The sequence below is a fragment of the Pseudomonas sp. FME51 genome (assembly GCF_014897305.1).
In genome coordinates this window covers 13,228-39,031 of record NZ_JABUYN010000011.1, presented here as the reverse complement: position 1 = coordinate 39,031, position 25,804 = coordinate 13,228, and the positions used below count along the sequence as shown (strand labels likewise).

General features: G+C 52.0%; 22 protein-coding genes. 7 read left to right on the top strand and 15 right to left on the bottom strand.

The genetic code is table 11. The features are described from left to right. Positions 1-28: 28 nt before the first annotated feature. The 15 genes from INT39_RS17365 to INT39_RS17295 form a co-directional block, all read right to left on the bottom strand. A complete protein-coding gene (locus INT39_RS17365) occupies positions 29-1,036 on the bottom strand; it encodes an ATP-grasp domain-containing protein (RefSeq protein ID WP_193075267.1) in 1,008 nt (335 codons plus the stop codon). A 17-nt stretch (positions 1,037-1,053) separates the two neighbouring features. Then, the gene (locus INT39_RS17360; protein ID WP_193075266.1) at positions 1,054-1,611 is read right to left on the bottom strand and encodes a GNAT family N-acetyltransferase; all 558 of its coding nucleotides are present in this window, start codon (positions 1,609-1,611) and stop codon (positions 1,054-1,056) included. An 18-nt stretch (positions 1,612-1,629) separates the two neighbouring features. After that, the gene (locus tag INT39_RS17355; protein WP_193075265.1) at positions 1,630-2,538 is read right to left on the bottom strand and encodes a 1-aminocyclopropane-1-carboxylate deaminase/D-cysteine desulfhydrase; all 909 of its coding nucleotides are present in this window, start codon (positions 2,536-2,538) and stop codon (positions 1,630-1,632) included. Beyond that, complete coding sequence (locus INT39_RS17350) at positions 2,538-3,137, bottom strand: sugar transferase (RefSeq protein ID WP_319021381.1); 600 nt, start codon at positions 3,135-3,137, stop codon at positions 2,538-2,540. The genes INT39_RS17355 and INT39_RS17350 overlap by 1 nt, the downstream gene beginning before the upstream one ends. 8 nt (positions 3,138-3,145) lie before the next feature. Then, positions 3,146-4,372 (bottom strand): glycosyltransferase family 4 protein, encoded by a 1,227-nt coding sequence (locus tag INT39_RS22855; RefSeq protein WP_193075263.1) that lies wholly within the window; start codon positions 4,370-4,372, stop codon positions 3,146-3,148. Next, the gene (locus tag INT39_RS17340) at positions 4,369-6,216 is read right to left on the bottom strand and encodes a heparinase II/III family protein (RefSeq protein WP_193075262.1); all 1,848 of its coding nucleotides are present in this window, start codon (positions 6,214-6,216) and stop codon (positions 4,369-4,371) included. The genes INT39_RS22855 and INT39_RS17340 overlap by 4 nt, the downstream gene beginning before the upstream one ends. A gap of 11 nt (positions 6,217-6,227) precedes the next feature. Beyond that, entirely contained in the window at positions 6,228-7,364 is a 1,137-nt protein-coding gene (locus INT39_RS17335) for a glycosyltransferase family 4 protein (protein WP_193075261.1), read from the bottom strand. A 1-nt stretch (position 7,365) separates the two neighbouring features. Then, positions 7,366-7,821: a serine O-acetyltransferase gene (locus INT39_RS17330; protein ID WP_193075260.1), complete on the bottom strand. Its 456-nt coding sequence runs from the start codon at positions 7,819-7,821 to the stop codon at positions 7,366-7,368. Between the two features lie 283 nt (positions 7,822-8,104). Then, complete coding sequence (locus INT39_RS17325; RefSeq protein ID WP_193075259.1) at positions 8,105-9,382, bottom strand: hypothetical protein; 1,278 nt, start codon at positions 9,380-9,382, stop codon at positions 8,105-8,107. 42 nt (positions 9,383-9,424) lie between these two features. Then, positions 9,425-10,825 carry a hypothetical protein gene (locus INT39_RS17320; RefSeq protein WP_193075258.1) on the bottom strand — a complete coding sequence of 467 codons (1,401 nt, stop codon included), beginning with the start codon at positions 10,823-10,825 and terminating at the stop codon, positions 9,425-9,427. A 44-nt stretch (positions 10,826-10,869) separates the two neighbouring features. After that, entirely contained in the window at positions 10,870-12,126 is a 1,257-nt protein-coding gene (gene wecC, locus INT39_RS17315) for a UDP-N-acetyl-D-mannosamine dehydrogenase (RefSeq protein ID WP_193075257.1), read from the bottom strand. 37 nt (positions 12,127-12,163) lie between these two features. Further along, a complete protein-coding gene (wecB, locus tag INT39_RS17310; protein ID WP_193075256.1) occupies positions 12,164-13,300 on the bottom strand; it encodes a non-hydrolyzing UDP-N-acetylglucosamine 2-epimerase in 1,137 nt (378 codons plus the stop codon). Between the two features lie 90 nt (positions 13,301-13,390). After that, a complete protein-coding gene (gene glmS / locus INT39_RS17305) occupies positions 13,391-15,220 on the bottom strand; it encodes a glutamine--fructose-6-phosphate transaminase (isomerizing) (protein WP_193075255.1) in 1,830 nt (609 codons plus the stop codon). Between the two features lie 200 nt (positions 15,221-15,420). After that, on the bottom strand, positions 15,421-15,927 hold the full coding sequence (rfaH, locus tag INT39_RS17300) for a transcription/translation regulatory transformer protein RfaH (protein WP_193075254.1): 507 nt from the start codon (positions 15,925-15,927) through the stop codon (positions 15,421-15,423). Between the two features lie 185 nt (positions 15,928-16,112). Next, on the bottom strand, positions 16,113-17,516 hold the full coding sequence (locus tag INT39_RS17295) for an MBL fold metallo-hydrolase (RefSeq protein ID WP_193075253.1): 1,404 nt from the start codon (positions 17,514-17,516) through the stop codon (positions 16,113-16,115). 362 nt (positions 17,517-17,878) lie between these two features. Here INT39_RS17295 and INT39_RS17290 point away from each other — a divergent pair, with 362 nt between their 5' ends. The 7 genes from INT39_RS17290 (at position 17,879) to INT39_RS17260 (ending at position 25,700) form a co-directional block, all read left to right on the top strand. Next, the gene (locus tag INT39_RS17290; RefSeq protein WP_193075252.1) at positions 17,879-18,316 is read left to right on the top strand and encodes a low molecular weight protein-tyrosine-phosphatase; all 438 of its coding nucleotides are present in this window, start codon (positions 17,879-17,881) and stop codon (positions 18,314-18,316) included. Between the two features lie 28 nt (positions 18,317-18,344). Next, a complete protein-coding gene (locus tag INT39_RS17285; protein WP_193075251.1) occupies positions 18,345-20,564 on the top strand; it encodes a polysaccharide biosynthesis tyrosine autokinase in 2,220 nt (739 codons plus the stop codon). A gap of 95 nt (positions 20,565-20,659) precedes the next feature. Further along, complete coding sequence (locus INT39_RS17280) at positions 20,660-20,938, top strand: hypothetical protein (RefSeq protein WP_193075250.1); 279 nt, start codon at positions 20,660-20,662, stop codon at positions 20,936-20,938. 87 nt (positions 20,939-21,025) lie between these two features. Continuing rightward, positions 21,026-22,135 carry a polysaccharide biosynthesis/export family protein gene (locus INT39_RS17275; RefSeq protein WP_193075249.1) on the top strand — a complete coding sequence of 370 codons (1,110 nt, stop codon included), beginning with the start codon at positions 21,026-21,028 and terminating at the stop codon, positions 22,133-22,135. A gap of 10 nt (positions 22,136-22,145) precedes the next feature. Beyond that, positions 22,146-22,799, top strand: a complete 654-nt coding sequence (locus INT39_RS17270) for a YjbF family lipoprotein (protein WP_193075248.1) — start codon at positions 22,146-22,148, stop codon at positions 22,797-22,799. Beyond that, on the top strand, positions 22,796-23,581 hold the full coding sequence (locus tag INT39_RS17265; protein WP_193075247.1) for a capsule biosynthesis GfcC family protein: 786 nt from the start codon (positions 22,796-22,798) through the stop codon (positions 23,579-23,581). Before INT39_RS17270 ends, INT39_RS17265 begins: the two co-directional genes overlap by 4 nt. Next, positions 23,574-25,700, top strand: a complete 2,127-nt coding sequence (locus INT39_RS17260) for a YjbH domain-containing protein (RefSeq protein WP_413468943.1) — start codon at positions 23,574-23,576, stop codon at positions 25,698-25,700. The genes INT39_RS17265 and INT39_RS17260 overlap by 8 nt, the downstream gene beginning before the upstream one ends. Positions 25,701-25,804: the final 104 nt, after the last annotated feature.

Sequence of the window (25,804 nt, the reverse complement as noted above, 5' to 3'; positions counted from 1 at the left end):
CATAAAAAAGTGAGGATGGTGTCAGAGCTCAACCTACCGGCACTTCAACCAAGGTGTCGCATTTGGCAAACCCTTGACCCACCCGGTAACTATATGGCGTCAGAGGTTTCCGCTGATAATCATCTATCAGCATCTGCACATGGTTGGCCCCGGCAAGATGGGTGAACGGATAGCCCCCACCAAAACGGGGGTTGAACTCTAACAGGTAGAACCGACCGTCCCGTTCGAGAAAATCGCAATCCAGATTGCCACGGTGCGGCAGTACGCTAGCAATTTTGGTCACCAGCTCCTCGAACAGTTCGGGAGCAACGGTTACAGCCTTGTCTGTTTCCCCGGCCCGCATGGCCAGCTTTTTCTTGGCAGCAAAGCCGATAAAGTTATCATTCTTGCCATATAGCAAATCCACACCGTACTCGGGCCCCTGAATTACCTCCTGAATAATGACAGGACTTTCAGAGCCGAGTGCCGCCAATGCACTGCTTGTCACTGCCCGATGGCACTGTGCAAAGCCAGCCAATAGCTCCTCGGATGAATCCACCATAAAAAGCCCGATGGAAGCGCTTCCCCAGCGAGGTTTAACGATCAGCGGATAAGAAACCTCACCCGCGGCCAGTGCTGCCTCGGCATCCTTTACATTCAAGTAGGTTGCAGGTGTGTCAATTCCGATTTCACGGGCAAAGCAATAGGTAAGCCACTTATCGGAGCATACTTTCAGCGTTTTGGCCGGCGGTACGTATACAGTAGCGCCGGTTTCTTTCTCAAACCGCTCTCGGTTTTCTGACAGAAGGCCTACTTCTAGATCATTAAGAGAAAACACCATATTGATATTTTCTCTTACGGCGACTTCCTTCAGGGAATTTAGATAATTCTCAGCAAATACTCCTGGCACTTTCACAGAGACATCGCAAGCCTGCAAAGCAGGTGCGGACAAATCCATATCTGTGCCTACGACCTTACCGGAGCCAGTAAGTACGTCTTGAAAATACGAAGCGAGATAATGCCGACGGCCAGCACAGGTGAGCAAAACGGAAGGCATAGAATATTCTCTTGGACTCATATTTGTTTATAGATATCGTTTTGTTCCCATTCATCTCTCAGAATGGATAAAATATATTGATCCTTGAGTTCACCGTGGGACCAAATATCTTTACGCAACAAACCCTCCGTGTACCAGCCTAATGCTTCCGTAGCCTTGACTGCTTTCTCATTTTCAACCAGCTGATGCAGATAAATTCTTTTCAACCCCAACTCGCCAAATCCGTAATTCACTAATAGCTTATACCCGTCTCGCCCCAAGCCCTTGCCCCAATGGCTCTTATCCCCGATGAAGATATAGAGCTCTGCCTTCTGAACTTTTTGATCGACATTTATAAACCCGCCAAACCCTATAACTTCTGAGCTGTCTACCAACTGAAAAGCAAAGTCCACCCGATTTGACGCCAGTACATTCTTAGAGAACCAAGCCTCAGTTTTCGCAATTGATGTCGGATAGTCAAAATTCAATGTTTTTTGCACTTCTGGGTCATTCAAAAACAAAGCGCGTTTTTTTAGATGCTCTTTCTCTAACAAAACCAGTTGAATTCTCGTACCCGTCAGATTAAATTCGGCCATTCATACTCCCAATAATACTTACAATGTTGTCGAAGTAAGATTAAGCAACCCACCAGTATGCCAAAATACAACCCTGCTTCCCGGCGCGATCTCACCGCTCAAAACAAGCTGATGGAGACCAAACATAGCTTTACCTGTGTAGGTTAAATCTAGTGGAGCTCCCTCTTCTCTGACGAAAGAACGAACGAATTCAACCAACTCCTCATTAAACTTTTCGTAACCGCCAAAGCGAAAGTCATCCCGAAAATCCAGCTTTTCCCGTGGAAAACCATCCGGTAGCAGCTTGGCAATTTCGTTGACACCTCGATCTCTCGCTCTAGCGACGGAAAAACCTATCACGCGGCTATGCCAGCCGACCGACTCAATACCAAGCAATAACCCTGCCTGAGTCCCACCAGTTCCGGATGCATGCACAATATAGTCCGGCTGTTCATTAAGCTCAGTTACAGCCGCCGCGTAAGCTGAAGCACCACCATGAGAGTGGCCGCCGCCAGGAATAACAAAAACGGAACGCCGCTTATCCATCTCTTGACACTCAATCATCGCAATAGTCCCAGCGATAGCATCACCGCCGACGTAATGAGCCTGAGCTCCCGCACTCAAATAAAAAAAAGAGTTACCTCTTGCACTTCCGGTAGCAGGACGCTCTCCATGCAGAACCAGGTGTACCTCACACCCCAACTGCGCTCCCATCAACGCGACCACACGCGCATGATTCGACTCAGCACCGCCATTAGTGATCAAAACATCCGGCACGCCTGACATTTCAATTTCTTCCTGCAGTATCCTGTAAGTTTTACGAACCTTATTACCACCCATAAATTGAGGGATCAGGTCATCACGCTTAATCCACAGGTCGATGTTCCACTTCTTAGACAGACGGTCAAGGCGATAACACGGCGAACGCAACACGGTCGAAGCAATCATTATTTCCGCCTTTCATCGCTGAGTTTCTGATAAATCTCCGACGGAACAACCACCACGCCCTCGCGTTTACACACTTGCTTTATGGTCTTGAAAATAATCCTGATGTCCATCCATAAGTTGTGCGTTTTGGCGTATTCCACATCATACTGCAGCCGTTGATCCCATGTGGTTGCATTACGCCCTGTTACCTGTGCCAACCCGGTCACTCCTGGCCGTACGCTATGGCGAAGCTGTTCCTCTTCCGTGTAGTAATCCAGATATTCAATCAGCAGAGGCCGCGGCCCAACAATACTCATATCTCCCTTTAATACGTTCCAAAATTCCGGTAGCTCATCTAGGCTGGTCGAGCGTAAGAATCGTCCAAAAGGAGTGATACGCTCAGAGTCTGGCAAAGGATTGCCATTTGCGTCAACGGCGTCCCGCATGGTGCGGAACTTAATCATTTGAAAAGGTTTGCCATCGACCCCAGGGCGGATCTGACGGAAAAAAATGGGGGAACCAAGCTTACGGCGAACTTGCCAAGCTACGATGGCAAAAACTGGGGACAACAAAAGCAGGCCGGTTGCCGAAGCAACCACATCAAAAATACGCTTCAACATAAACGCTCTTACTCCTTCCGCCATAGGGTGCATTCCAGCCAATCCACCCATTGATCAGATAGTTTCTCACGATCAAACTCCCGCTTCGCCAATGCCCTGCTATTAGAACCCATGATCTTCAACCCCTCACGGTCAGCAGCTGCACTTTCCAAAGCATCAGCAAATGCTGACGGATCAGCAGGAGATACGGCGTAGCCGCATTGCTCATTTTCGATCATCCCTGCCAACCAGCCTGGGTAGTTATTCAGTACAGGTAAGCCAGCGGCGATGTAATCAAAAAACTTGTTGGGTGAGGTTCCGTAATAGAAGGCAGGTATATTTACCAAGACCTGCATGCCCAGATCGGTGGACTGCATAAGGCCGGCAAGGCGAATTTTGATCACTGGATCATGAAACACCACATTATCCAGCGCTTCCCTATTTGCACGCTCCTGCAAGGCCGGTTTGAGTTTTCCGTTGCCGATCAGCAGGAGTTTTATATCACTACGGCCCCGGCGCTTTAGCTCAACAGCTGTATCTAAAACCGCATCCAAGCCGTTTGCCATTCCGTGCGTGCCGGCAAAGATCGCCATCAAATCCGAGTCAGCAATCCCTTCAGGCCGCCATGGCTCAACGTCCGTCGCAAAAATATCTAGATCACAGCCGTTAGGAATCATGGTTATGCGCTCAGCCGGTACACCGCGTTTCTTGATCCCCTCAACAATCCCCGGCGACAACCCTATTACACGATGCGCTGAACGATAGCTTGCCCATTCCAGTATACCCATGATCCATAACAAAACCGGGTTGGTAATCACCCCCATTGCCTTGGGCAGCTCCGGCCAGAGATCTCGCACTTCAAAGACAAAAGGCTTGCCGCGTAGCCACCGCGCCAGAATTCCGGGTATACCTGCGGTTAGCGGTGTCGTTGTTGCAAAGACGAGGTCATACTTTTCGGTAAGGGCCACATTAACGCTACGGAAGGCAAAACTGAGGAAAGTCTTGATACGTTTGGCAAAACCATCGCTATTGGAATACTCGAGATTCAGTTCCAGTACATCGATTCCCTCCACCAGCCCACGTCGTTGGCCGTTGATAAACTCACCAGTCAAACCGGTAGTGCCCCCTTCTGCGCTGCCGCATACCATAGTAACGCTATGACCGCGCTCAACCAGCTTACGTGCCATGGCATAAGATCGTATGCCTCCTGCTCCTTTCGGAGTTTTAAAGTGTTGGTGAAAATAAAGAACTTTCACGGATTATCCCATTCGATGGTAGTGGTTAATACCCCTGGCAGAGCGACTTCTACTTCCAAAACTGGAACAGGAGTTTTTTTAAAGTAGTATCTTGATTCCCAACCCTCGACAACCTCGAAACGTTTGATTGGGGTAGTTGAGGTTACCCTCAGACTAAATCCGTTAGTTTGGATCCGCTGACTCGCTGTATCAATGGTCCAGGCGCCGGGCCTAAGGCGCCACCTTAATATAGCTTTTCTTTCGAAGTTATCGATTTTATCTTCTACTTCCATCACTCCTTCCGATAAAGAGACGCTCCTATCGTGTGCCGCGCCCTTCCAGTCGCGGTAACCCGCAGAACAGTTCTCTTCACTGTCAAAGACGAATAAAGGACTAACATTGCGAGCTTTTAGCCATGCTCCTAGCAGAAAACGACTTAAGCGCGGCATTTGGTCACGACTATCAAACTGTACTGTGTTATGCGACTCCGTTCCGCGGAAATAAACGAACCAACGTTTCTCAGTGTTGTAGCTAAATGAGCCAGCATCCCTCAACCAGTTTTCCCCATTCCACCAAAAATCGAGATGCAAAGCATCTGCTTGACCAGGACGAAACCGATAGCGGGGATAACGCAGGAGCGCCATTGCTCTCGATCTCCTTAAAATGAAATAACCGCCATCATCAAATTGGACGCTTGACGCTTCTGGCAATTGTTCTTCAGGTATGGACAGCCTCAACCAGTGCAGAGGTTGGTTCCAATCCCCGTCGGAGGAATAAGCACGCGCTGAGTGGAATAATACAGAAGCTAATTGTATCGTTGGACGATAATCTCGATAATCAGTATCGGTAAGCGGTAATAACCGGGCTCCGTCATTAGCCCCCAAGTTAGGTCCATCACCGCCGCAGGTCTGAGTGACGTAACGCAACCACTCACTGGCCGCCGCCGCACGTGAGTAAAACTTAAGGCTGAAAGATGGCAATGCCAGTTGGCGCCGCCACAGTTCTACCATGTTAATGGTGTCCAGCATCACCCGATGATAATTGAGGGAGTGCTGGCTAAAGCTCCCGTCCTTCGCTATCAGACGGCAAGCACGATCTTCCAGCCACTTGCGCCCCGACCGCATGAGTTTGCGTCCAATAGCCCTGCCGTTAAGCTCCAACCAAGAACCACCAATGAACAGCGCAGCCGCCTCAGAAGTTCCGTGGTTGTTGTCTTGAGCCATTGCATAGAGCAACGTAGGAGCGATGCGTTGTAGATGTGCTTCGATAAGGTCCAATAGGCCGTCTCTGGTTTCAGTTATTTGGCCAAGCAAGTGAGCAGCCATAGCAAGATGCATCACCCGTATCGATGCTTCTTGTCCGCACTTCCAGTTCGGACCCTTATAAGGAGGATTGGCCTGTAACCAATCCTCAATCCAATAATTCAAACGCTGCAATGCATCTGCTTCGCCTTTGGCTGCGTGCTGGGCGGAAGCTAACACCCAATCAAACCTAGAAAACTCCCAAACTGTTTTAATATCTCCAACCGCGGGGTCGAAATCAGGTATTTCCCACCAATTCCGCACCGGGTCAACAACGCATTTCTTGCTAAAACAGCCACTAAGCCATTGAGGTGGCGTTTGGCTCAACATGTCTAATGTCAGTCCAAATGCCTCGGCTTTCAGATACCATCCAGTGCGCGGAACCGCGCGCTCACTGGCTAACTGCACTGCTGGGATAAAAAATGGACCTGAGGGAGTCACCGATTTCAAGCGTCGAACAGGGTTGAAGCCTGTTTTAACCCCGAGCTTATATAACGCCACACGACCCAAGTTAATTAGCCCAAGCCGGAAAACAGTGGTAATTGTAATCAACAAATTTCTCATTTAATACCCAATCACCCTGAAAACTCTACACAGTTATTCACCCGTTTTATCATTGTTTCAATATTCCAGAAATCGTCCACTTTAGAGCGTGCATTGGCTGACATTCTTTCCAGATTTACCGGTAACAATACAGTTCCAATTGCATCAGCCATACTATGCGGAGAATAATCCTTTAACAGAAACCCCGTCTCGCCATCTACGATTAGGTCTAGTTCGGTTCCATCTGCTAGTCTGGACACCACGGGCTTCCCAAAAATCATTGCATGATTTATAACCAAACCACCTAACCCTGGAACCACTACCACATCTGACGCCGTGAAAAAATTTCCAACTCCTTTAAAGACCTTCCCAAAAAACTTGACTTTCCCTTCTACACTTAACCGTTCGGCTGTATCCTGTAAACATTTTTTTTCTGGCCCATCCCCTACAAACCAAAGCTCGCAATCTAGAAACTCTGGCTTGTTACACAATATCGAAAATGCTTCCACCAAGTCTTTAGGTCGCTTGTGTTGAGTCAAAGCTCCAACATATAAAATCACACGACTAGCGCTTGCGCTCTTCAGGTTTCTTATAATCGCCTCATCTACCTCTGAACGCGCTATTTTCTCATCCATACTGTTAGGCGCGACGATAACCTTACGCTCAGGGACCATTTTAACATTCACATAATAATCTTTTGCCCACGTAGTTCTAGTCATGACGCAGCTTGAACGATGCAAAAGAAAATCAACGATGGGATCAAGAACTTTATTCAGAATATTTTTATTTCTCGTCCGTACTTTGCCTAAGCTCCACCAAACATATCGCTTCTTAAAAAAAAGACAATACACATAAATCGACATGTTATTTATAAAATTAATCTCACCTTCAGTAACCACAACATCAGGCCGATCTTTAATCAGCCCAAAGAGCAACCCAGGGGAAAAGTAGAGAGGGTATCGCTGCCCCTTATAATTGAATACAGGCGACCAAGAAAGAAATTTTTTTAAAGGGAACCCAACATCATTATTTGATAAAGACTTAATATCATTTTTTTCTTTAAAGCCACCATCATACACAATAACCTCATGTTCGGTCTCTTTCATATACCGCGTCAAAAACTGAATACGCCACATAGCCAAATAGGGTTGAAAAAAGGCAACTTTCATATCAATACACATTCTTAAGAAGTTGGTAGATATCCACCTCTATTGTTTTGATAACCTTAGCAGGGACTCCTGCAACAATAGAGTTTTCCGGAACATCCTTAATCACCACCGCATTTGCGCCAATAATTACATTATCCCCCACCTTTATACCCCCTAAAATTCGAGCGCCAGCCGATATATATACGTTGTCACCAATGCTGGGTATCCCCGCCGGATCAAGTTGCCGTCCAATAGTAACGCCCTGCCCAATTATCACATTTCGACCAATCCTGCAGCGAGAATGTAAAACTACGCCTATCGCTCCATATGCAAATTTTGACCCCCGACCGATTTGGCAGCTATAAGGTATTACACTATTGAAAACAATAAAAATTGTATACTTTATTAGCAAAGGGAGAACAGGGACTTTTTTCTTATACAAATAATTCGACACTCTATATAACGCTATTGCATTCATTTCAATAACCTCAGATCACTTAAACTCCAATCCAACCATCAAATATCGTCACATAGATACTGCTAACACCACGAAGCATCTCGCGAAAGTAACCTTCAAACTGACTACAACCATCCAACTAACTCGCTAAACAGAAATCAGAGCAATTGATTTTCGTGAGAAAATGGCCTGCATCAATTGGATTACAGCAACTACAGCAAGCTTCATGCCCTAAATCTCCGGAACTTCAACCACGTTCATACTGACAGGATCACCGGCGTGCGCTATTCATTACATGTATCTGTCAAGAGAACAGGAGTACCCCACTGCTAAAAAGCCATGCGGCAAGCACAATGGCGATATCCACCTTTGGCATCTTAACGCCAGTTATAGACACCGACAACATGGACATACACATAGCCAGCAAAGTACTACTTACAAATGCACCGAACGCGGCTGCCTGAATACCAAACATGGGAATCAACATCCAGTTCAGTAAGACGTTCACCAAACATGCCCCTACAGTTACCGCGGAGATAGATGCCGACCTCTTGAGTGCATACAGTCTATAGCTGGACTTAAGGTATACAATATTCATAGAGAACGAAGCAACCCCCACCAATATAACTGCAAGATCAGTTTTCTCAAAAAAATCGCCAACCACCCACTCATAAACTATTGCTAAAACACTCAGAGCAACACAATACACGGGGACCAAGCACAATGCATAACGACCAAACTGATCAATATAATACTCTCTACGCTTTTCATCTTCACTATACTTATAAATACTAGACTCTATTTGCACAGCCAAAGCAGCATAAAAAAAAGTTACCCCACTGGCAAGCATAAATGAAAATGCATAAACCCCCACATCATGAGCTCCAACATATTCATTTATAAAAAACCTATCTACATTTCCTAACAAAGACGTCGCCAGAAGATGAACCGCAACAGGAGTACCAAAATACAGTGCACTTTTCGTACTCTCAGGCCATCCATTAATAGGCGATTGAAAAACTTTCGGCAAGGTCAGAAGAAACTTCTTTGCAGCAACCAAGAACCCCGAAACAGCAAAGCCAAGCATGAATGCAAGAGCAGGATCTATACCCTGCCATAAAAGAAGATAGAAAACACCGAACCGGCTAATCAATGCCCCCAGACGATGCAGTGAGAACGTAACAACGTCATTATCAACTCGCGCCTCCATAACGTGGACGCGATTCAACACTGTAAACATGGTCCCAACTAAAAGCAAAGCAATTAAGCTAAAGCTATTTTTATAGCCAAAGTACGCCCATAGCAACAACGGCGAGCTTATAATCAATACAAATAAGAGCGGTATCAGATAGCTAGGATCATCTCCCACCGCCGGCCCATTCCTTAACTTGTATTTATCTTGACCCAGCACCGCTAAATTGCAAAGTATAATCTCCATACTATACAGAAGCGCAATCACACCAAACTCTGAGATATCTATAAAAAACGGTAAACTAACAATAGAAACCCAGCTCACTCCTTTTGCCATCATTTCGACAACAGAGAAAAGATTTCTCCCTAGTACTTTTACAACCGCATCCATTTTAAAAATCAATAACCCATCCCCATCAGCCGACTGAAACCTCTAACGGTTTTTCCTGTTCAACACAAAACCATAGAAGAGGTAGGCGGATAAAAACGCCGCAATCATTAACACTACTGGATTAGTAAAGCCGCCTCGAGCCAAGTGAAACAAGGGCATAAAAGATGCTAGCGCAAAGAAAATCAAATACGGTTTTTTTATCTTATCAAGAGAGGCTGCAATTACACCATAAAAAGCAAACACCAAAACACCCAGTATTCCAAAGTTTATATAGGCGTCACCTTGAGCTCCAGCGGGTAAGCTATAGTACTCCACCTTACCCCCCATAGTATTTCCAATAATTTGCTGAGTATTACGCGGCTTGTTTGGCCATATGGAACGCGGTATCGGTGTGAAAAGGAGTCTATAATAAGATTGTCCATTCAGACGAGCCCCGTTATAGTCCATGGTCTCCATAATATCTATTATGGTATAACCATAACCAAGATCCCCCCCTTCCGTTGATCTTTCATACACTGCTGAGAGATCGACGCTACCCTCACCTGCTTCCATAATCCCACGGTAGAACCTAAGGTACGTAGACGCCGACACGATTATTAAAGCAGAAATCAAAATAAAGACCAAATGCCTAGGCTTTATGCCTAGCTTATTAACACCATATTTAATTTGGTCTTTTCTTGCGGCGAGCGAATAGAACACAAAGCCTCCAGCATAAGATATAACTGGGCCCACGATATAACTTCTAGTTCTTAGCGCGTAAAAAATAGCAGCAGCAAAAACTAAAACCAAAATTGTATTTAAAGCAGATACCACCCCCCTGCTGCTAGAGCTTTTAACACCCAAAACAAAAAGTGACGGGAGGGAAAAAATTATAAAGTACTTCCCCAACTCAGCATATATGCCAAACCCTTCCTTGGTCATCGCTCTCGTTAAAGTCGCCACCCCACCAGCCTTATAAACATCTATATAGAGAAGCAATATGGAAGCGACAATTGGAACATATACCAACTTATACCGCGCGCCTTTGAGTCGGCTCGACAAGGAGATCAAATGAATCAAGTCGTCGTATTCCGCATATCTTGCACGACTCCTATTGAACACCAGTCTATAGGACAGTACAAATATAGACACACTTGCACCGGTAATAAATAAGTAATTGAACTGCGTCTCACTCAAGCTATCAGAAGCCATCACTCCGAGATAAGTTATTAAGTTCATCCCGATATAGCTAATAAGAAATAGCGTGAAAAACGATGCAAGCCGCACCGAAGGCAACACAGAAAATAGTGACATCAGCAGAAAAAAACTTCCTAGCCAACCTAAGTAAATCACATTATTAAAAGCAAACCATAGAATATAAAATACTAGGGTGAGACTGCAGAGGGCGAGTTCTATTAAATAGCGCCGAGGGTACGGTGAGCCCACTTGCAATCTGGCGTTCATATACTTACCACCTGCTTCTGAATTAGATTGGCTAGACTTGATCACTACTTCCAAACCCCTCGACAATCTACAACACTACCGCCAGGTGAGCATACATTTTTAAACTGAGTATGATCCACCAGCATCACATGTACATGCGCTTGCGTTGCAGCCTCTTCATATGACACTAACATCTGATTTTCGCCATAGAGACTTAGCTGATTTATATTTGGCTCCACAACATATGTCAAACCAGAATGTTCTTTAATAACTTCCGCAACAATTGATAGCGCCGGGCTTTCTCGCAAGTCATCAATATCGGGCTTAAATGCCACTCCATAACAAGCGACAACCACATCCTTTTCTGTTTTATGGCTATTCTCCTCCAAATAATTTCTTATCGCAGATTTCACCTTTTGTAGCACCCACTTTGGCTTAGCATCATTCACCTCACGTGCAGTTCGAATCAACCTCGCTTCGGATGGGGTCTTACTTACGATGAACCAAGGGTCGACAGCGATACAGTGCCCACCAACGCCCGGGCCTGGCTGAAGGATATTAACACGTGGATGGCGATTGGCCAGCCGTATCAGCTCCCAAACATTGATATCCAACTTGTCACATATAACTGAAAGCTCATTTGCAAAAGCGATATTTACATCACGGAAGCTATTTTCCGTCAACTTGCACATTTCTGCAGTGCGCGCATTAGTAGTAATACACTCGCCTTCCACGAACGTTTTATAAAGCGCGCACGCAACTTCAGAGCACTTAGGAGTCATGCCGCCAATAATACGATCGTTCTGAACTAGCTCACGAAGAACATGGCCCGGCAGCACCCGCTCAGGACAGTGCGCAATCCGTATATCCGACTCCTCTCCATGACTTTGGGGAAAGCTAAGGTCGGGGCGAGCCTCAGCAAGCCATCCCGCCATTTGCTCTGTTGCACCAACCGGAGATGTGGATTCAAGTATTACCAAGTTTCCTTTTTTAAGAGCAGGCGCAATTGCCTTAGCGGCTGATTCGATATAGCTCAGATCCGGGTCGTGATCATCACCACGGAAGGGGGTAGGCACAGCAATCAAAAAGGCGTCGGCCGGCTCGGGAACTGTGGTGGCACGTAGGTAGCCCTCTTTTACTGCCGCATGGACCACCATATCCAGATCAGGTTCTACGATATGAATTTCTCCGCGATTGATAGTGTCGACGGCCTTTTGATTAACATCCACACCGATCACTTTGATCTTGCGCGAAGCAAACACGGCGGCAGTGGGCAAGCCAATATAACCGAGACCAACCATAGAGACAGTATTGAATTGCATTGCAGTTCCTTCAAGGATATTGAGTCGTAGAGTTAAATCAATTAGCGCGCCATGCTAGCAAGCTTTCCCGGATCCGCTTGCATGCTTGGCCATCCCCATAAGGGTTGTGCGCGCGTGACATCGCTGCGTAAGCCTGCTCATCGTTAAGCAGGACGTCCAAATTGTCGCGTATAGCATTCACTTCAGTGCCCACCAGCTTCACAGTTCCAGCTTCTACTGCTTCGGGGCGTTCGGTTGTATCACGCATGACCAAGACTGGCTTGCCTAGCGAAGGGGCTTCTTCCTGAATTCCGCCGGAGTCGGTGAGGATGATGTGCGCGCGATTCATCAGATAGACAAAGGGAAGATAATCCAGCGGCTCAATCAGGTGCACATTGTTGATTCCCTGCAGCAACCGATTTACCGGCTCACGTACATTGGGGTTGAGGTGGACCGGGTAGAGGATTTCTGTATCTGGGTGCGCCTTGGCAATGTCGACCAAAGCCTGGCAGATACGCTCAAAGCCGCCGCCAAAGCTCTCCCGGCGGTGGCCAGTCACCAAAATCAATTTCCTCTCTGCATCAAGAAAGCTGAACTGTTCGCTGAAGGACTGTTGTAGCTGATGGTTGCTGTCGAGTTTTGCCACCACATCCAGCAATGCATCAATTACGGTATTGCCGGTAACGTCGATGCTGCTTTCCTTGATGCCTTCGTTGAGCAGATTCTGCTTTGAGGTCGCGGTAGGAGCAAAATGCAGTGTGGTCAGCGTACCGGTGAGTTTACGGTTACCTTCTTCAGGCCACGGCGAGTAGATGTTGCCTGTACGCAGCCCCGCTTCTACATGCCCTACGGGTATTTGTTGATAGTAGGCAGCCAGGGTCGCAGCAAAAGTTGTTGCGGTATCACCATGGACCAGAACAATATCGGGTTTGAATCCACTCAGCACCGATTTAAGTCCTTGCAAAATTCCTGTCGTGACGTCCGTCAGGTCTTGTCCAGGCTTCATGATATTCAAATCAAAATCTGGCTTGAGTTCAAACAGGTCGAGTACCTGATCTAGCATTTCCCGGTGCTGGCCAGTTACGCAGACCTTTGCGTCGAACCGTTCATCTTCTGCCAACTGGATTGCCAGAGGTGCCATTTTAATGGCTTCCGGCCTGGTGCCGAATACGCAGAGGGTTTTGAGCTTGTTCATAAAATTACCTTTCAGTTGAGCAGAGCTTTGCCCTGCTTTATCGAGATAAAACTCGACATTCTCTATGTGATTGAGGTGACTAGTTGTCTGTTATTCCACGGTGACGGATTTGGCTAGGTTTCTGGGTTTGTCTACGTCAGTGCCTTTCACCAGTGCCACGTGATAGCTGAGCAGTTGCAACGGGATGGTGTAGATGATGGGGGATACGGCTTCGTATACCCAGGGCATCTTGATGTGGGTTATTCCTTCGCCGTTATCTAGGTCGGCCCTTTCGCAGGCGAAGTTGATCAGTTGGCCACCACGGGCGCGGACTTCCTGCAGGTTGGATTTCAGTTTCTCCAGCAGGCTGTCGCTGGGGGCGACGCTGACTACGGGCATGTCTTCATCGACCAGCGCCAGCGGGCCGTGTTTGAGCTCGCCGGCGGCATAGGCTTCGGCATGGATATAGGAGATTTCCTTGAGTTTCAGGGCTCCTTCCATGGCGATGGGGTAATGGGTGCCGCGGCCGAGGAACAGGGCGTGGTGCTTGTTGGCGAAACGGGCGGCCAAGGCTTCGATTTCGTCATTCAGCTCCAGGGTTTGTGCAACCAGTGCCGGCAGATTGCGCAACGCGCGAACGTTGGCGGCGATAAATTCATTGGCGCGGCCACGCTCCTGGGCCAGGGCGGTCGTCAGCCACAGTAACGCCACCAGCTGGGTGGTGAAGGCCTTAGTGGAGGCAACGCCGATTTCCGGGCCGGCCTGGGTGAGCAAGCGCCAATCAGCTTCGCGCACCAGAGAGCTACCAGCTACGTTGCAGATGGCCAAAGTGCTGAGGTAACCCTGTGGTTTGGCGTGGCGCAGCGCGGCCAAGGTATCGGCGGTCTCCCCGGATTGGGAGATGGTAATAAGGAGGGTATTCGGCGGCACAGCGACTTGGCGGTAGCGGAATTCACTTGCCACTTCCACTTGGCATGGCAGGCCGGCTTGTTCTTCTATCCAGTATCTGGCAACCAAACCGGCGTGATAGCTGGTGCCGCAGGCGACGATATGGATATTCTCGATATCTTTGAGGCGGCTTTCTGCATCTGGGCCGAGGATAGCGGTGAGAACGTGGTCATCGCCCAGGGTGCCGCTCAAGGTGTTGGCGATGGCCTCGGGCTGCTCGTAAATTTCCTTGAGCATGTAGTGGCGGTACTCGCCTTTGTCCAGACTGTGTGCTGCGTGCTCATAACGCAGCACGGGGTAGTCCACCGGCTCGTTGCGTTTGTTCCATATGTCGCGGCTTTCCAGGGTCAGGCGGGCGTGGTCGCCTTCGTCCAGGTAAACGAACTGGTCGGTGACCTGCAGCAGTGCCAGGGGATCGGAGGCGATATAACGCTCTTCGCTGCCCTCGCCTATTACCAGCGGGCTGCCCATGCGGGCGCAATATAAGGTGTCGGGCTCGTCCTGGTGAATGACGCCCAGTGCATAAGCGCCGTGCAGCTCGGACAAGGTGGTGCGGAAGGCGCACAGCAGGTTCTTCTTTTGCGCGTAGTTGTGGGCCAGCAGGTGGGCGACAACTTCGGTGTCGGTCTCGGAGGTGAAGGTGTAACCGAGATCGATGAGTTTTTTGCGCAGGAAGCTGTGGTTTTCGATGATGCCGTTGTGCACTACAGCCAGGCGCTCGGATACATGCGGATGGGCGTTGTGTTCGGCGGGTTTACCGTGGGTGGCCCAGCGGGTGTGAGCGATGCCGAGGTGGCCGTGGGCTGGGGATAGCTCCAGGGCTTTTTCCAGCTCGGCGACCTTGCCTGCGGCGCGTACGCGCTTTATGCCGTTGCCTGTGGCCAGTACGGCGACGCCGGCGGAGTCGTAGCCGCGGTATTCAAGGCGGCGCAAGCCTTCAATGAGGATGGGGGTGATGTTGCGTTTGGCGATGGCGCCTACGATTCCGCACATGGTCTGGATTGTCCTGATTGTTTAGTGATTTGTTCGACGCAGGGCGTCGGGACACTTGGAGCAGGACCCATCCATGGGTCGTTGTGACACGCTACCGCCACAAGATTTACCGTCGCTTTCTTGAGGACGTTTACATATCAATTGTTGACGCCGGTATTTTGGCGCGCGGCGGCTTTAGGACCGCTGTTATTACAAAATGTTCAGACTGTCGATTTAAGTTGGTGCAGCGGTACGTGGATTTGGTGTTCGCGGTGCAGCAGGGTCAGCAGGATGATCGCGCGCTCTTCACCGTCTGCCTTGCAGAAGATGGCGTCGAGGTCCTTGAAGGGGCCTTCGGTAACGGTGACTTTGCCGCCCTCTTCGAACAGAGGTTTGCTGTCGGTGTTGGCCAGGCGCATTCTCAGGGTGTCGATGATTTCATCCGCTACAGCCAGGGGTTCATTGGCGAAGGTCACCATCCGCAGTACGCCACGTGTGGAGCGTATGCTGTGCCAATTATCGGTGAGCTTGCACAGATTGATGAAAAGATACCCCGGAAAGAGTGGCTGTTTTATGACAACTCTCTTGCCAAGCTGGATCTTCTCTACCGTATGAAAGGGGCAATAGCAGGGGAAGTGCTGGTTGCGCAGGTTTTCTTCCGCACGGGCTTCCTGCCGTGGCTTGCATTGAATCAGATACCATTGCGCTCTCGTGGAATCATTAGCCACACACTTTTCCCTTTTATTTTGCTCAGGCTCACCGGATAAGGCATGTCTTACATGCCGCGTGATACCCACAAGGAGCGCGATACTACCCAGTCTTGGCGGATTATGACAAGTTTTGATTAATCCGCTGATGATCTATCTCCGGCTGCCACGTTGCGCAACACAACCTTGGTTATATAGTCTGCCAATTAAGGAATAACGATTTCAAACATACGTTTGCATACTTGCGCCTTCTCTCTCAACTGACTTGCCAGCACCCGCTTTGCTTCGGCCTCTCCGTGTACCAGTCGCACTTCCGTTGGCCAATGGCGCATGCGCGTGACGAAGTTAACCAGGCCTTTCTGGTCGGCATGCGCAGAGTAGCCTCCGAGTGTAGTGACGCCAGCGCGGATATTGAACCGCTCCCCTTCCAGGTCCACGTAGCCGCCTCCCGGGCCATGTTGCTGGATGGCTCTGCCGGGCGTGCCCTGAGCCTGGTAGCCGGTGAAGATGATGTTATGGCGCGGGTCTTCCAGCATGGCTTTGAGGTAGTTGATAACGCGCCCGGCGCTGCACATGCCGTTACCGGTGATGACGATAGCCGGCTGGCGAGTGTGGGCCAGCCGGTTGACCATACTCAGGTGCTGCGAGTGGGTGCTGACGGTCAGCAATTGCTCGAAGCCGAGCGGTTTGCGGCCTTTGGCGATTTTGCTCAGCGCTTCTTTTGCCCAGTAGGGTTTGAGTTCGCGGTAGAGCTGGGTGAAACGGGTGGCCAGTGGTGCGTCGAGAATGATCGGCATTTCACTCCAGTCGCCCTTTTGGTTGGTGATGATGTCTTCCAGTTCGTAGAGCAGTTCCTGGGTACGACCGATGCTGAATGCGGGGATCAGCACCGTGCCGCCGTCTGATAATGCCTGCTCCAATGCTGCCTGGAAGCCTTGGCGGCGGGTGCGCCGGTCTTCATGCAGGCGGTCGCCGTAGGTGCTTTCCAGTACGACTACGTCAGCGCGGTAAGGGGTGTCGGGCGGCGGCAGTAATGGGGCGTGGGGTGCGCCGAGATCGCCGGAGAAGATGATACGACGGCTGCGATTTTCTTGCGGGTAATGGACGTCGCATTCTACCCAGGCGGAGCCGAGGATGTGGCCGGCGCGCTGAAAACGTATGCGACATGTGAGATCCGGTTGCTCGATGATGGTTGTCCATTCGCGATAGGGCTTGCCGTTGAGCATGGGTTCGACCAGCTTGATGAAGCGCTCGGCCAGTTGTGCGTCGCGCTGGATGCCGACCATGAAGGCGTCTTCCAGCACAGTGGGCAGCAGCATGGCGGAGGGTTCGGTGCAGTAGACCGGGCCTTTGAAACCGGCTGCGATGAGCCAGGGGAGCCGGCCTACGTGGTCTATGTGAACGTGGGTGAGGATCAGGGCTTTTACGTCTGTTATGGGGAATTCGATGGTCAGGGCGTCGGCTTTGGCGCCACGGTTGGAGGCTTCGGCGCCCTGGAACAGGCCGCAGTCAATGAGGATGCTGGCGGTGGGGCTCAGGTGGAGTTGGTGGCAGGAACCGGTTACGCCGTTGGTGGCGCCGTGGTGTTGGATGTGGGGGTAGTTGGGCATTGTAGAGTCCTTTCTTGTTGTTTTTGTAGGAGGCCCGCCTCGGGGCGACGCTGGCCGTGAGGCCAGCCAATGTCGGCGGGTACGGAGTTGGCCGGCAGGCCCCGGGCGTGCTTTGCACGCCGTCGCGGCGAGTCGCCCCTCCTACAGTTTTTTGTGTTGGGAGAGCGTAGCGTGAGGGCGGTATGCTTTGGGAACCTTGTTGCGTAGATTGTGGTCGAGTACACAGTTTGAAGGTGAATTGAGCTGCGTCATTAAAATCGCATAGTCACTAGGTACTGTTCAGCACTTCTTGACCTTGAATAGGCTTCTCACTAAAGTTGCGCATTAGATCGCCCGCATAACATCGGATGTCACGGTACTGCATGTTTAAATCTATTTTGGTTGTGTGTGTGGGCAATATTTGCCGTAGTCCTACCGGCGAAGCCCTGTTGAAGCAAAGATTGGCAGACAAAGATATAACAGTAAGCTCCGCTGGCCTGGGCGCATTGGTGGGCAAACCGGTCGATGCTACCGCCGATGAGCTGCTTTGCGCAGCGGGTTACGCCCTCCCCGATCATCAGGCGCGCCAGCTCACGCCGCAGATGTTACGTGAAGCCGATCTGGTCCTGGCGATGGAGCAACGCCACCTGCAATCCATTCATTCGCTCGCTCCTGAAGCCCGTGGTAAAACTTTTCTGTTCTCCAAGTGGTCTGATGGCCGGGACGTACCTGACCCCTACCGTCAGCAACGTCCTGCATTTGAGCACGTGTTCAAGATTCTTGATGAGGCTGCCACTGCCTGGCTGCCCTATCTCAAGTAATGTCATTTCAGTTTAAAGAGAGCCCCTGATGCAGAATACGCCTGTCGCTGCGCCACAGAAAACCAGTGATGAAATAGACCTATTGGCGCTGTTGGGCGCCTTGCTGGACAACAAAGCCATCATCATCGCCTGCACAGCTTTCTTTGCCGTGGTCGGGATTGCCTATGCACTGTTGAGTACGCCGGTGTATGTGGCCAACGGCATGATCCAGATAGAAGAGAAATCGTCAGGCGTGGGTAGCTTGCTGGGTGACAGCGAGATGTTCGCCACCAGCTCTCCTGCCGTGACAGAGATTGAGCTGCTCAAGTCCCGCCAGGTGATCGGTCAGGCCGTGGACAATCTCAAGCTGACCATTACCGCCGAACCCAAGCTGTTTCCGGTGATCGGCCCATTTATGAATCGTCGCTTTCAACCTGAGCCGGAGCAGCCGGTGGCGGGAGCCTTTCTCGGTTTTGACAGCTTTGCCTGGGGCGGCGAACGTATTGATATATTCCAGCTTGAGGTTCCACCGACCTATGTAGGCAAGCCACTGACCCTGGTCGCGGGTGAAAATGGCTTTTATACACTGCTCAATGAAGACAGCCAGAAATTGGTGAGCGGCACCGTTGGCGAAGCGGTGGATGCTGACGGTTTCAAAGTCCAGATCGCCGAATTGATAGCTCGACCCGGCACAGAGTTTGATGTTGTCAAGCGCGGCAGACTGAGCACCATTCTCAGTTTCCAGCGCGGAGTCGGTGCCAGCGAGAAGGGCAAGGACTCGGGCATCATGTCCATTTCGTTGCAGCATACCAAGCCGGCTTATGCAATCGCCGTACTGGATGAGGTCAGCCGTCTTTATGTGCGTCAGAATGTCGAACGCAAATCCGCCGAGGCCCAGCAGAGTCTGGAATTCCTGACGGATCAGCTGCCCAAGATTCGCAAGGATCTGGAACAAGCTGAAAACGCACTGAATGCCTACCAGGCCAGCGCAGGCTCGGTTGATATCACCATTGAAACCCAGTCCATTCTTGAGCAGGTCGTTGAGCTTGAGGCTGCCATTTCCGAGTTGACACTCAAACGCGAAGAGCTGCAGCGCCGCTTCACCCGGGATCACCCGAACTATCAAGCGTTGATCAGTCAGATGGGGCAGCTTGAAGGCCGCCGCAATCGTTTGCTGGAAGAAGTCGGTGGTCTGCCGGAAACTCAGCAGGAGCTGCTGCGTCTCGCGCGGGATGTGCAGGTGAGCACTGAGATATACACTCAGATGTTGAACAAATCCCAGGAGCTGGACGTTATGCGTGCCGGCACAGTGGGCAATGTGCGGATCATTGACGAGGCCGCTGTGGACACCAGCGCCCCCGTCAAACCGAAGAAAGCGCTGATCGTGGTATTGGCAACATTGTTGGGCGGCATGCTCGGCGTAGCTATTGCCCTGCTGCGTCATGCACTGAACCGTGGCATTGAGAATCCAGAATTGATCGAACAGATCGGCCTGCCGGTGTATGCATCGGTGCCGTTCAGTAAGGATCAGGAAGTGATGGAGCGCGGCTTCAAGGGTAAGCCTGGGCATGCCCAAGGCTCGCACCTGCTTGCGGCAACCAACCCAGCGGATCTATCTATCGAAGCACTGCGCAGTCTGCGCACCAGCCTGCACTTTGCGATGATGGAAGCGAAGAACAATATTCTGATGATTTCCGGGCCGAGCCCAGGGGTCGGTAAGTCATTTATTTCGGCTAACCTGGCAGCCATCGTCGCCCAGAGCGGACAGAAAGTGCTGTTGATCGACGGCGACATGCGCAAGGGTTATCTGCACAAGCTGATCAGCACGAACCCGGATTCCGGGCTGTCCGGATTGCTGGTGCACACTCACACGCTGGCGGATGTGATTCACAAGACCGAGGTTGAGGGCCTGCACTTCATCAGCCGTGGCACCATTCCGCCGAATCCGTCTGAATTGCTGATGCACTCCAACTTCCAGACGTTGCTGGATCAACTCAGCAAGATGTATGACCTTGTGATTGTCGATACACCGCCTATCCTTGCTGTGACCGACGCAGCCTTGGTAGGCCGCCTGGCTGGCACCAGCCTGATCGTGACGCGCTTTGGCCTGAACCCCGTGAAGGAAGTGGAGCTGACCGTGCAGCGCTTCCGTAATAACGGCATTGAAATCAAGGGTGCTATCTTCAACGCGGTTGAGAAAAAAGCCGCTGCATACGGCTACGGCAATTACGGCTATTATCAGTACGAATACAAATCGGACGCTAAATAATAGATTTGCAATACGGAACCATTATGGTTAAGTGGGTTCCCATGGGTATTCAAGTCGGTATAATCCGACAGACACGCAATTTAAGGAGTCGAGTTATGAAAAAACAAGCAATCGCATTGGTGGCCAGTGGTCTTCTGCTCGCCTCTGGTATGACTTTCGCACAGCAAGATGTACCTGCTGAAGCAGGCGCGCCTGCAGCTGCAGCTGGAACTACCGGCGCTGGCACAGGTGCCGGTGCAGCAGGCGGTCTGAGCTCCTATGGCGGCGTCGCCCTGGGCGTTGCAGCAGTAGGCCTGGCTGCAGCTGCAGCTTCTGACAGCAATGGTGGTGGCAGCGGCACTTCCACTTCGACAACCACCGCTACTACTCCGTAAGTTATAGCAGCGGCTGGATAGAGCCACCTGAAACCTCGTTTTGGGTGGCTTTTTTTTACTTGGAACTCCCACGGAAGAACACCAACCATGATCCGATTCCCGCTTGTCGCCCTGGGCGCCTCCACTCTTCTCCTGCAGGCTTGCATGTTCTCCCCCGGCATGCACATGGATACCGACCGCCTGATCAGTCAGGACTCCGCTGAAAACAGCATGGTGGAGATGGTCCAGATCACGCCCAAGCTGATCGCTCAGGATCAGGCTGTTGCTGACAGGCTGGTAGTGCCTCAGGCGTTGCTTGACTATACCCCTGAAAATTACCGGATCGGCGCTAACGATGCGCTGTTCATTACCGTTTGGGACCATCCTGAGCTCACAGTCCCAGGTGGTCAGCAACAAACCAATGCAGCGAACGCACGCGTGGTTCGAGATGACGGCACATTGTTTTACCCATTCATCGGCAATGTCCGTGTAGCCGGGCTGACCCTCGAAGAGCTGCGAGAAATCATCACCACGCGCTTGGCGCGCTACATTGAGCAGCCGCAGGTGGATGTCAACGTCATTGAGTACAACAGCCAGAAGATCTATTTCAGTGGTGCCTTCGAGAATGCCGGCATCATGCCGGTCAACGCTCAACGGCTGACGCTGTTGCAGGCGGTTGGCCAGGCGGGTATCAATCCTGACACCGCTGATCTGTCCAATCTGCAGATCATCCGTGATGGGGTTACCTACAATCTGGATTACGACCGATTGACCAGCGCTCCCAGCCGCATTGGCGATGTGTATCTGCGCCCCGGCGATAAAGTCCACATGGGCCTGAATGATTCGCGCAAGATACTGGTCATGGGCGAGATCAACAGACCGGGTGCTCTGCCTTACCGCACCAGCAAGATGACCCTCAGTGAAGTGCTGGGCACCGTGGGCGGTCCTTCGCCCTTGAGCGCCAGCGGCAAGGAAGTCTATGTGATTCGCGGTGTCGAGAATCTCGAAACCGAGAAGGCGACGGTTTTCCAGCTGAACGCACAATCGCCCTCGGCCTTTATCCTGGCCAATCAGTTCGAGATGCAGCCACAGGACGTAGTGTTTATTGGCGCGGCGGGTGTGACACGCTGGAACCGCTTTATCAGCCAGTTGCTGCCCACAGCAACCATTCTCTATACCGGCGCACGAACTGAAGATGAAGTAAGAAGCAACAACTGAGGACACCCGGGTGAAGACCATTCTCCGCACGGTCGTACTGGGCATGGCCATGGCTGGCGTGACCGGATGCAATTCGCTGTCAGGCGATGCGCTGCAAACCATGAAACTGGCCATATCTGGTCCTGAGTCGCCGGTAACCATTGAACGGGTAAATGCCGTCAATGGTCCGGCGTTGTCTGCCCGCCTGGGCGCAGCCGAGGCCATGCTGGTCAGCAATGGCGCGGCAACCGGCCTCGTTGAGTGGTACGGAATAACCGAGATGCTGCTGACGCAGCATGGGCGGGTTATTCAGTCTGCGGGGCTGCCCTCTGATTTTATCGCTCCCCTGGTTGCTGGCGACCCCTTCAACGAAGGCCTGCTCAATGTGACCGATGGTTTCGAGATCACCCGTCAGGTGGATTACCCCGCGCAGTACCTGACCGGTTTGCGCCAGCATGCCCGCTACAAGCGTGGCCCCGTTGAGGCCGTCGAATACATGGGCCAGCGCCATATGCTGCAGCGCGTGGATGAGCATATCCGTATGCCGGAGCTGGGTTTCAAGGCAACCAACCACTACTGGCTGGAGCCTGATACCGGTCTGGTACGCCGCAGCACCCAGTACATTGCCCCGGACCTGCCGCCCTTGCACCTCACTCTGTTGAAAACCACAGGGGGTCAGCCATGATCGCCCTGCGCTCTTTTTATCGCGTCGCCGTGGCGGCGCTGCTCACCGGCTCTCTGGCCAGCCCTCTTGCTGCTGAAACCATCACAGTCGGTGGAGCTGTGCTTAAACCCGGTGAATACCAATGGCACCAGGGCGCTCGCCTGCATGATGCGGTGGTCGCCGGCCAGGTCAGCGCACAGGCCTGGCCGCTGGGCGCTGCCCTACTCCGCCAGAGTGCCATTAAACCGCAACAGCGACTGAAGGCTGGCGTGCTCTATGAGTTGCAAGCCAACCGGATGCACGCCCTGAGCGAGAACAATGCCGAGCTGCAGCAGTTGCTTGAGCGCGTGGAGTCCTTTGTACAGCGCCTGCCGGTGACTGGCCGAGTGGTCGCCGAGCTGAACCCCTTTCAGTTGCTCCTGGCCAGCAAGAACGATCTGCTTGAAGCCGGTGATGAGCTGGTCTACCCGAGGCGTCCTGACGCCATCAGGGTGCTCGGTGCGCTGGCGGCTGACTGCCAGCTGACATTTGATGCCCAGCTGCGGCTCAAGGACTATCTGCGCCAGTGCCCTGCTCACCCCGCTGCGGATCGCAATTACGTGCATGTGATACAACCCGATGGCACCACCGAACGGGTCGGCACGGCCCACTGGAACCAGCAGCAGGCCACACTGGCCGTTGGCGCCATCATCTATGTACCGGTGAATCCTTCTGCCCTGTCGCCGGATGCGCAGGATCTGAATAAAGACATGGCGGCGTTACTGGCTACCCAGTACAGCCTGGGAGGCCGCTACAGTGAGTAAAGCATTCAAGAAGCAGGCGTCGGTTTTTGTACCCGCTCTGCTGGCCTTGGCCATTCTGCCGCAACATGCGTCAGCTGATCGCTACCGCACCACCCAAAGTGATTTTGGCGGTGTCGGTCTGTTGCAAACGCCAACAGCGCGCTTTGCCGAGGACGGCGGGTTCAGCTTCAACGCCAACCGGGTATCGCCCTATAGCCGCTACAGTATTTCGGTTACGCCGCTGCCGTGGATGGAAGGGACGCTGCGCTATACCACCCTGAACAACCGCAGATACAGCTCATCCGAAGAGTTCAGTGGTGACCAGAGCCTGAAGGATAAGGCGATGGACGCCAAGTTCCGCCTGTGGCAAGAGTCCTACTGGATGCCGCAGCTTGCGCTGGGCTTTATCGATGCGGCCGGTACCGGTCTGTTTTCGAGCGAATATCTGGTTGCCAACAAGCGCTTCTGGGATCTGGATGTGAGCCTGGGGGTTGCTTGGGGCTATCACGGTACTCGTGGCGATATCAGCAATCCTTTCGGTGGTCTGCGTGACAGCGAGCGTGCGGGCCGCGCCGAAGGTGACCGCGGTGGTAACTTCAATACCAGTACCTATTTCAGTGGTCCGGCTGCGTTTTTTGGTGGTGTTGAATACCAGACGCCGTGGGATCGGCTGCGCTTGAAAGTGGAAGTTGACGGTAACGATTATTCGTCCGAGCCGGGCGATCCCGACTTCGATACGGCGGATTCGCGCTTCAACCTGGGCGCGGTATTCAAGGTCAGTAATGGCATTGATATCAGCGCGGGTTGGGAACGCGGCAACACTGCGATGATCGGCATCACCTTCCATACCAACCTGAAATCGCGCGGACCGGACAAGTTCCTTGATCCTGATCCCGAGCCGCGCCGTCCGCTGCCTGCGGGTGTGTCCGGGCAAAGCGTGGATTGGGCGAACGTCAGCGAACGTCTGAAAGACAATGCCGGCTTCCAGGTGGAAGAAATCGCCATCAGGGACCGGGAAGTCATCATCACCGGTGAACAGCGGACCTATCGTAACGAAGCCGAAGGTGTGACCCGTGCCTCCCGTGTGCTGGATAACAGCCTGGGCGAAGGCACTTATGACTGGTACACCCTGGTCAACAAGCCCCGTGGCATGGCCGTCAGCGAAACCAGCATCAAGCCTCAGCGGCTGCGTGATTACGAACAGAACAGCGCCGATGTTGAAGACCTGCGGCGCGGCATGGTCAACGCCACGCCCAGCGTAGTGGGCAAGGATGTGGTGCACGCCGCCGAGCTGGACAAGTTCGACTGGGGTCTGTCGTTGGGCTACAAGCAGAACATGGGTGGCCCGGACGGCTTCATTCTCTATCAGTTCCTGGCACGCGTTAATGCCGAGTACCGCTTCAACCGCAATAACTGGGTGCGCGGTAACCTGGGCGTCAACCTGCTCAACAACTTCGACAAGTTCGATCAGCGAGGGACCAGTAACCTGCCGCAGGTACGTACCAATATCCGGGAGTATCTGGTCACCTCGGATGTGGTGCTGGAGAACCTGCAGTACACCCATACTCAACGCCTTGATCGTGATGTGTATGCGATGGGTTATGTCGGCCTGCTGGAAAGCATGTTCGGCGGTATTGGTGGTGAGGTGCTGTACCGGCCGTTTGATGCGGGCTGGGCGATTGGTGTGGATGCCAACTGGGTGAAACAGCGCGGCTTCCGTCAGGATTTCGACTTCCGCGATTATTCCACCTGGACCGGGCACATCACCGGTTATTCCCAGACGCGCTTCTGGGATATTCTCGCCAAGGGCAGCGCTGGTCGCTACCTGGCCGGCGATTACGGTGCGACGCTGGATCTGTCCCGTCGCTTTGCCAATGGGGTGACTGTGGGCGCCTGGGCGACCAAGACCGATGTGTCGTCGGAAGACTTCGGTGAGGGCAGCTTCGACAAGGGGATCTATTTCACCTTCCCATTCGACGCCTTCTTCGCCAGGTCCTCGACCTCCAGCGGCACCATCGCCTGGAACCCGCTGACCCGGGACGGCGGCGCGAAACTGGCAAGACAGTACTCGCTCTACAACATGACCAACGCTCGCAACATTGATCATTTCAATGATGGCTTTGGGCAAATGGTGGAGTGATGAGCCACACCACCACCCCGGACGCTGGAGCGCCCAAGGCGCGGGTTCCCACGCTGGAGCGTGGGAACCATCAGGGTACTCCCGCTCTGCATCCCAGCCGAGCC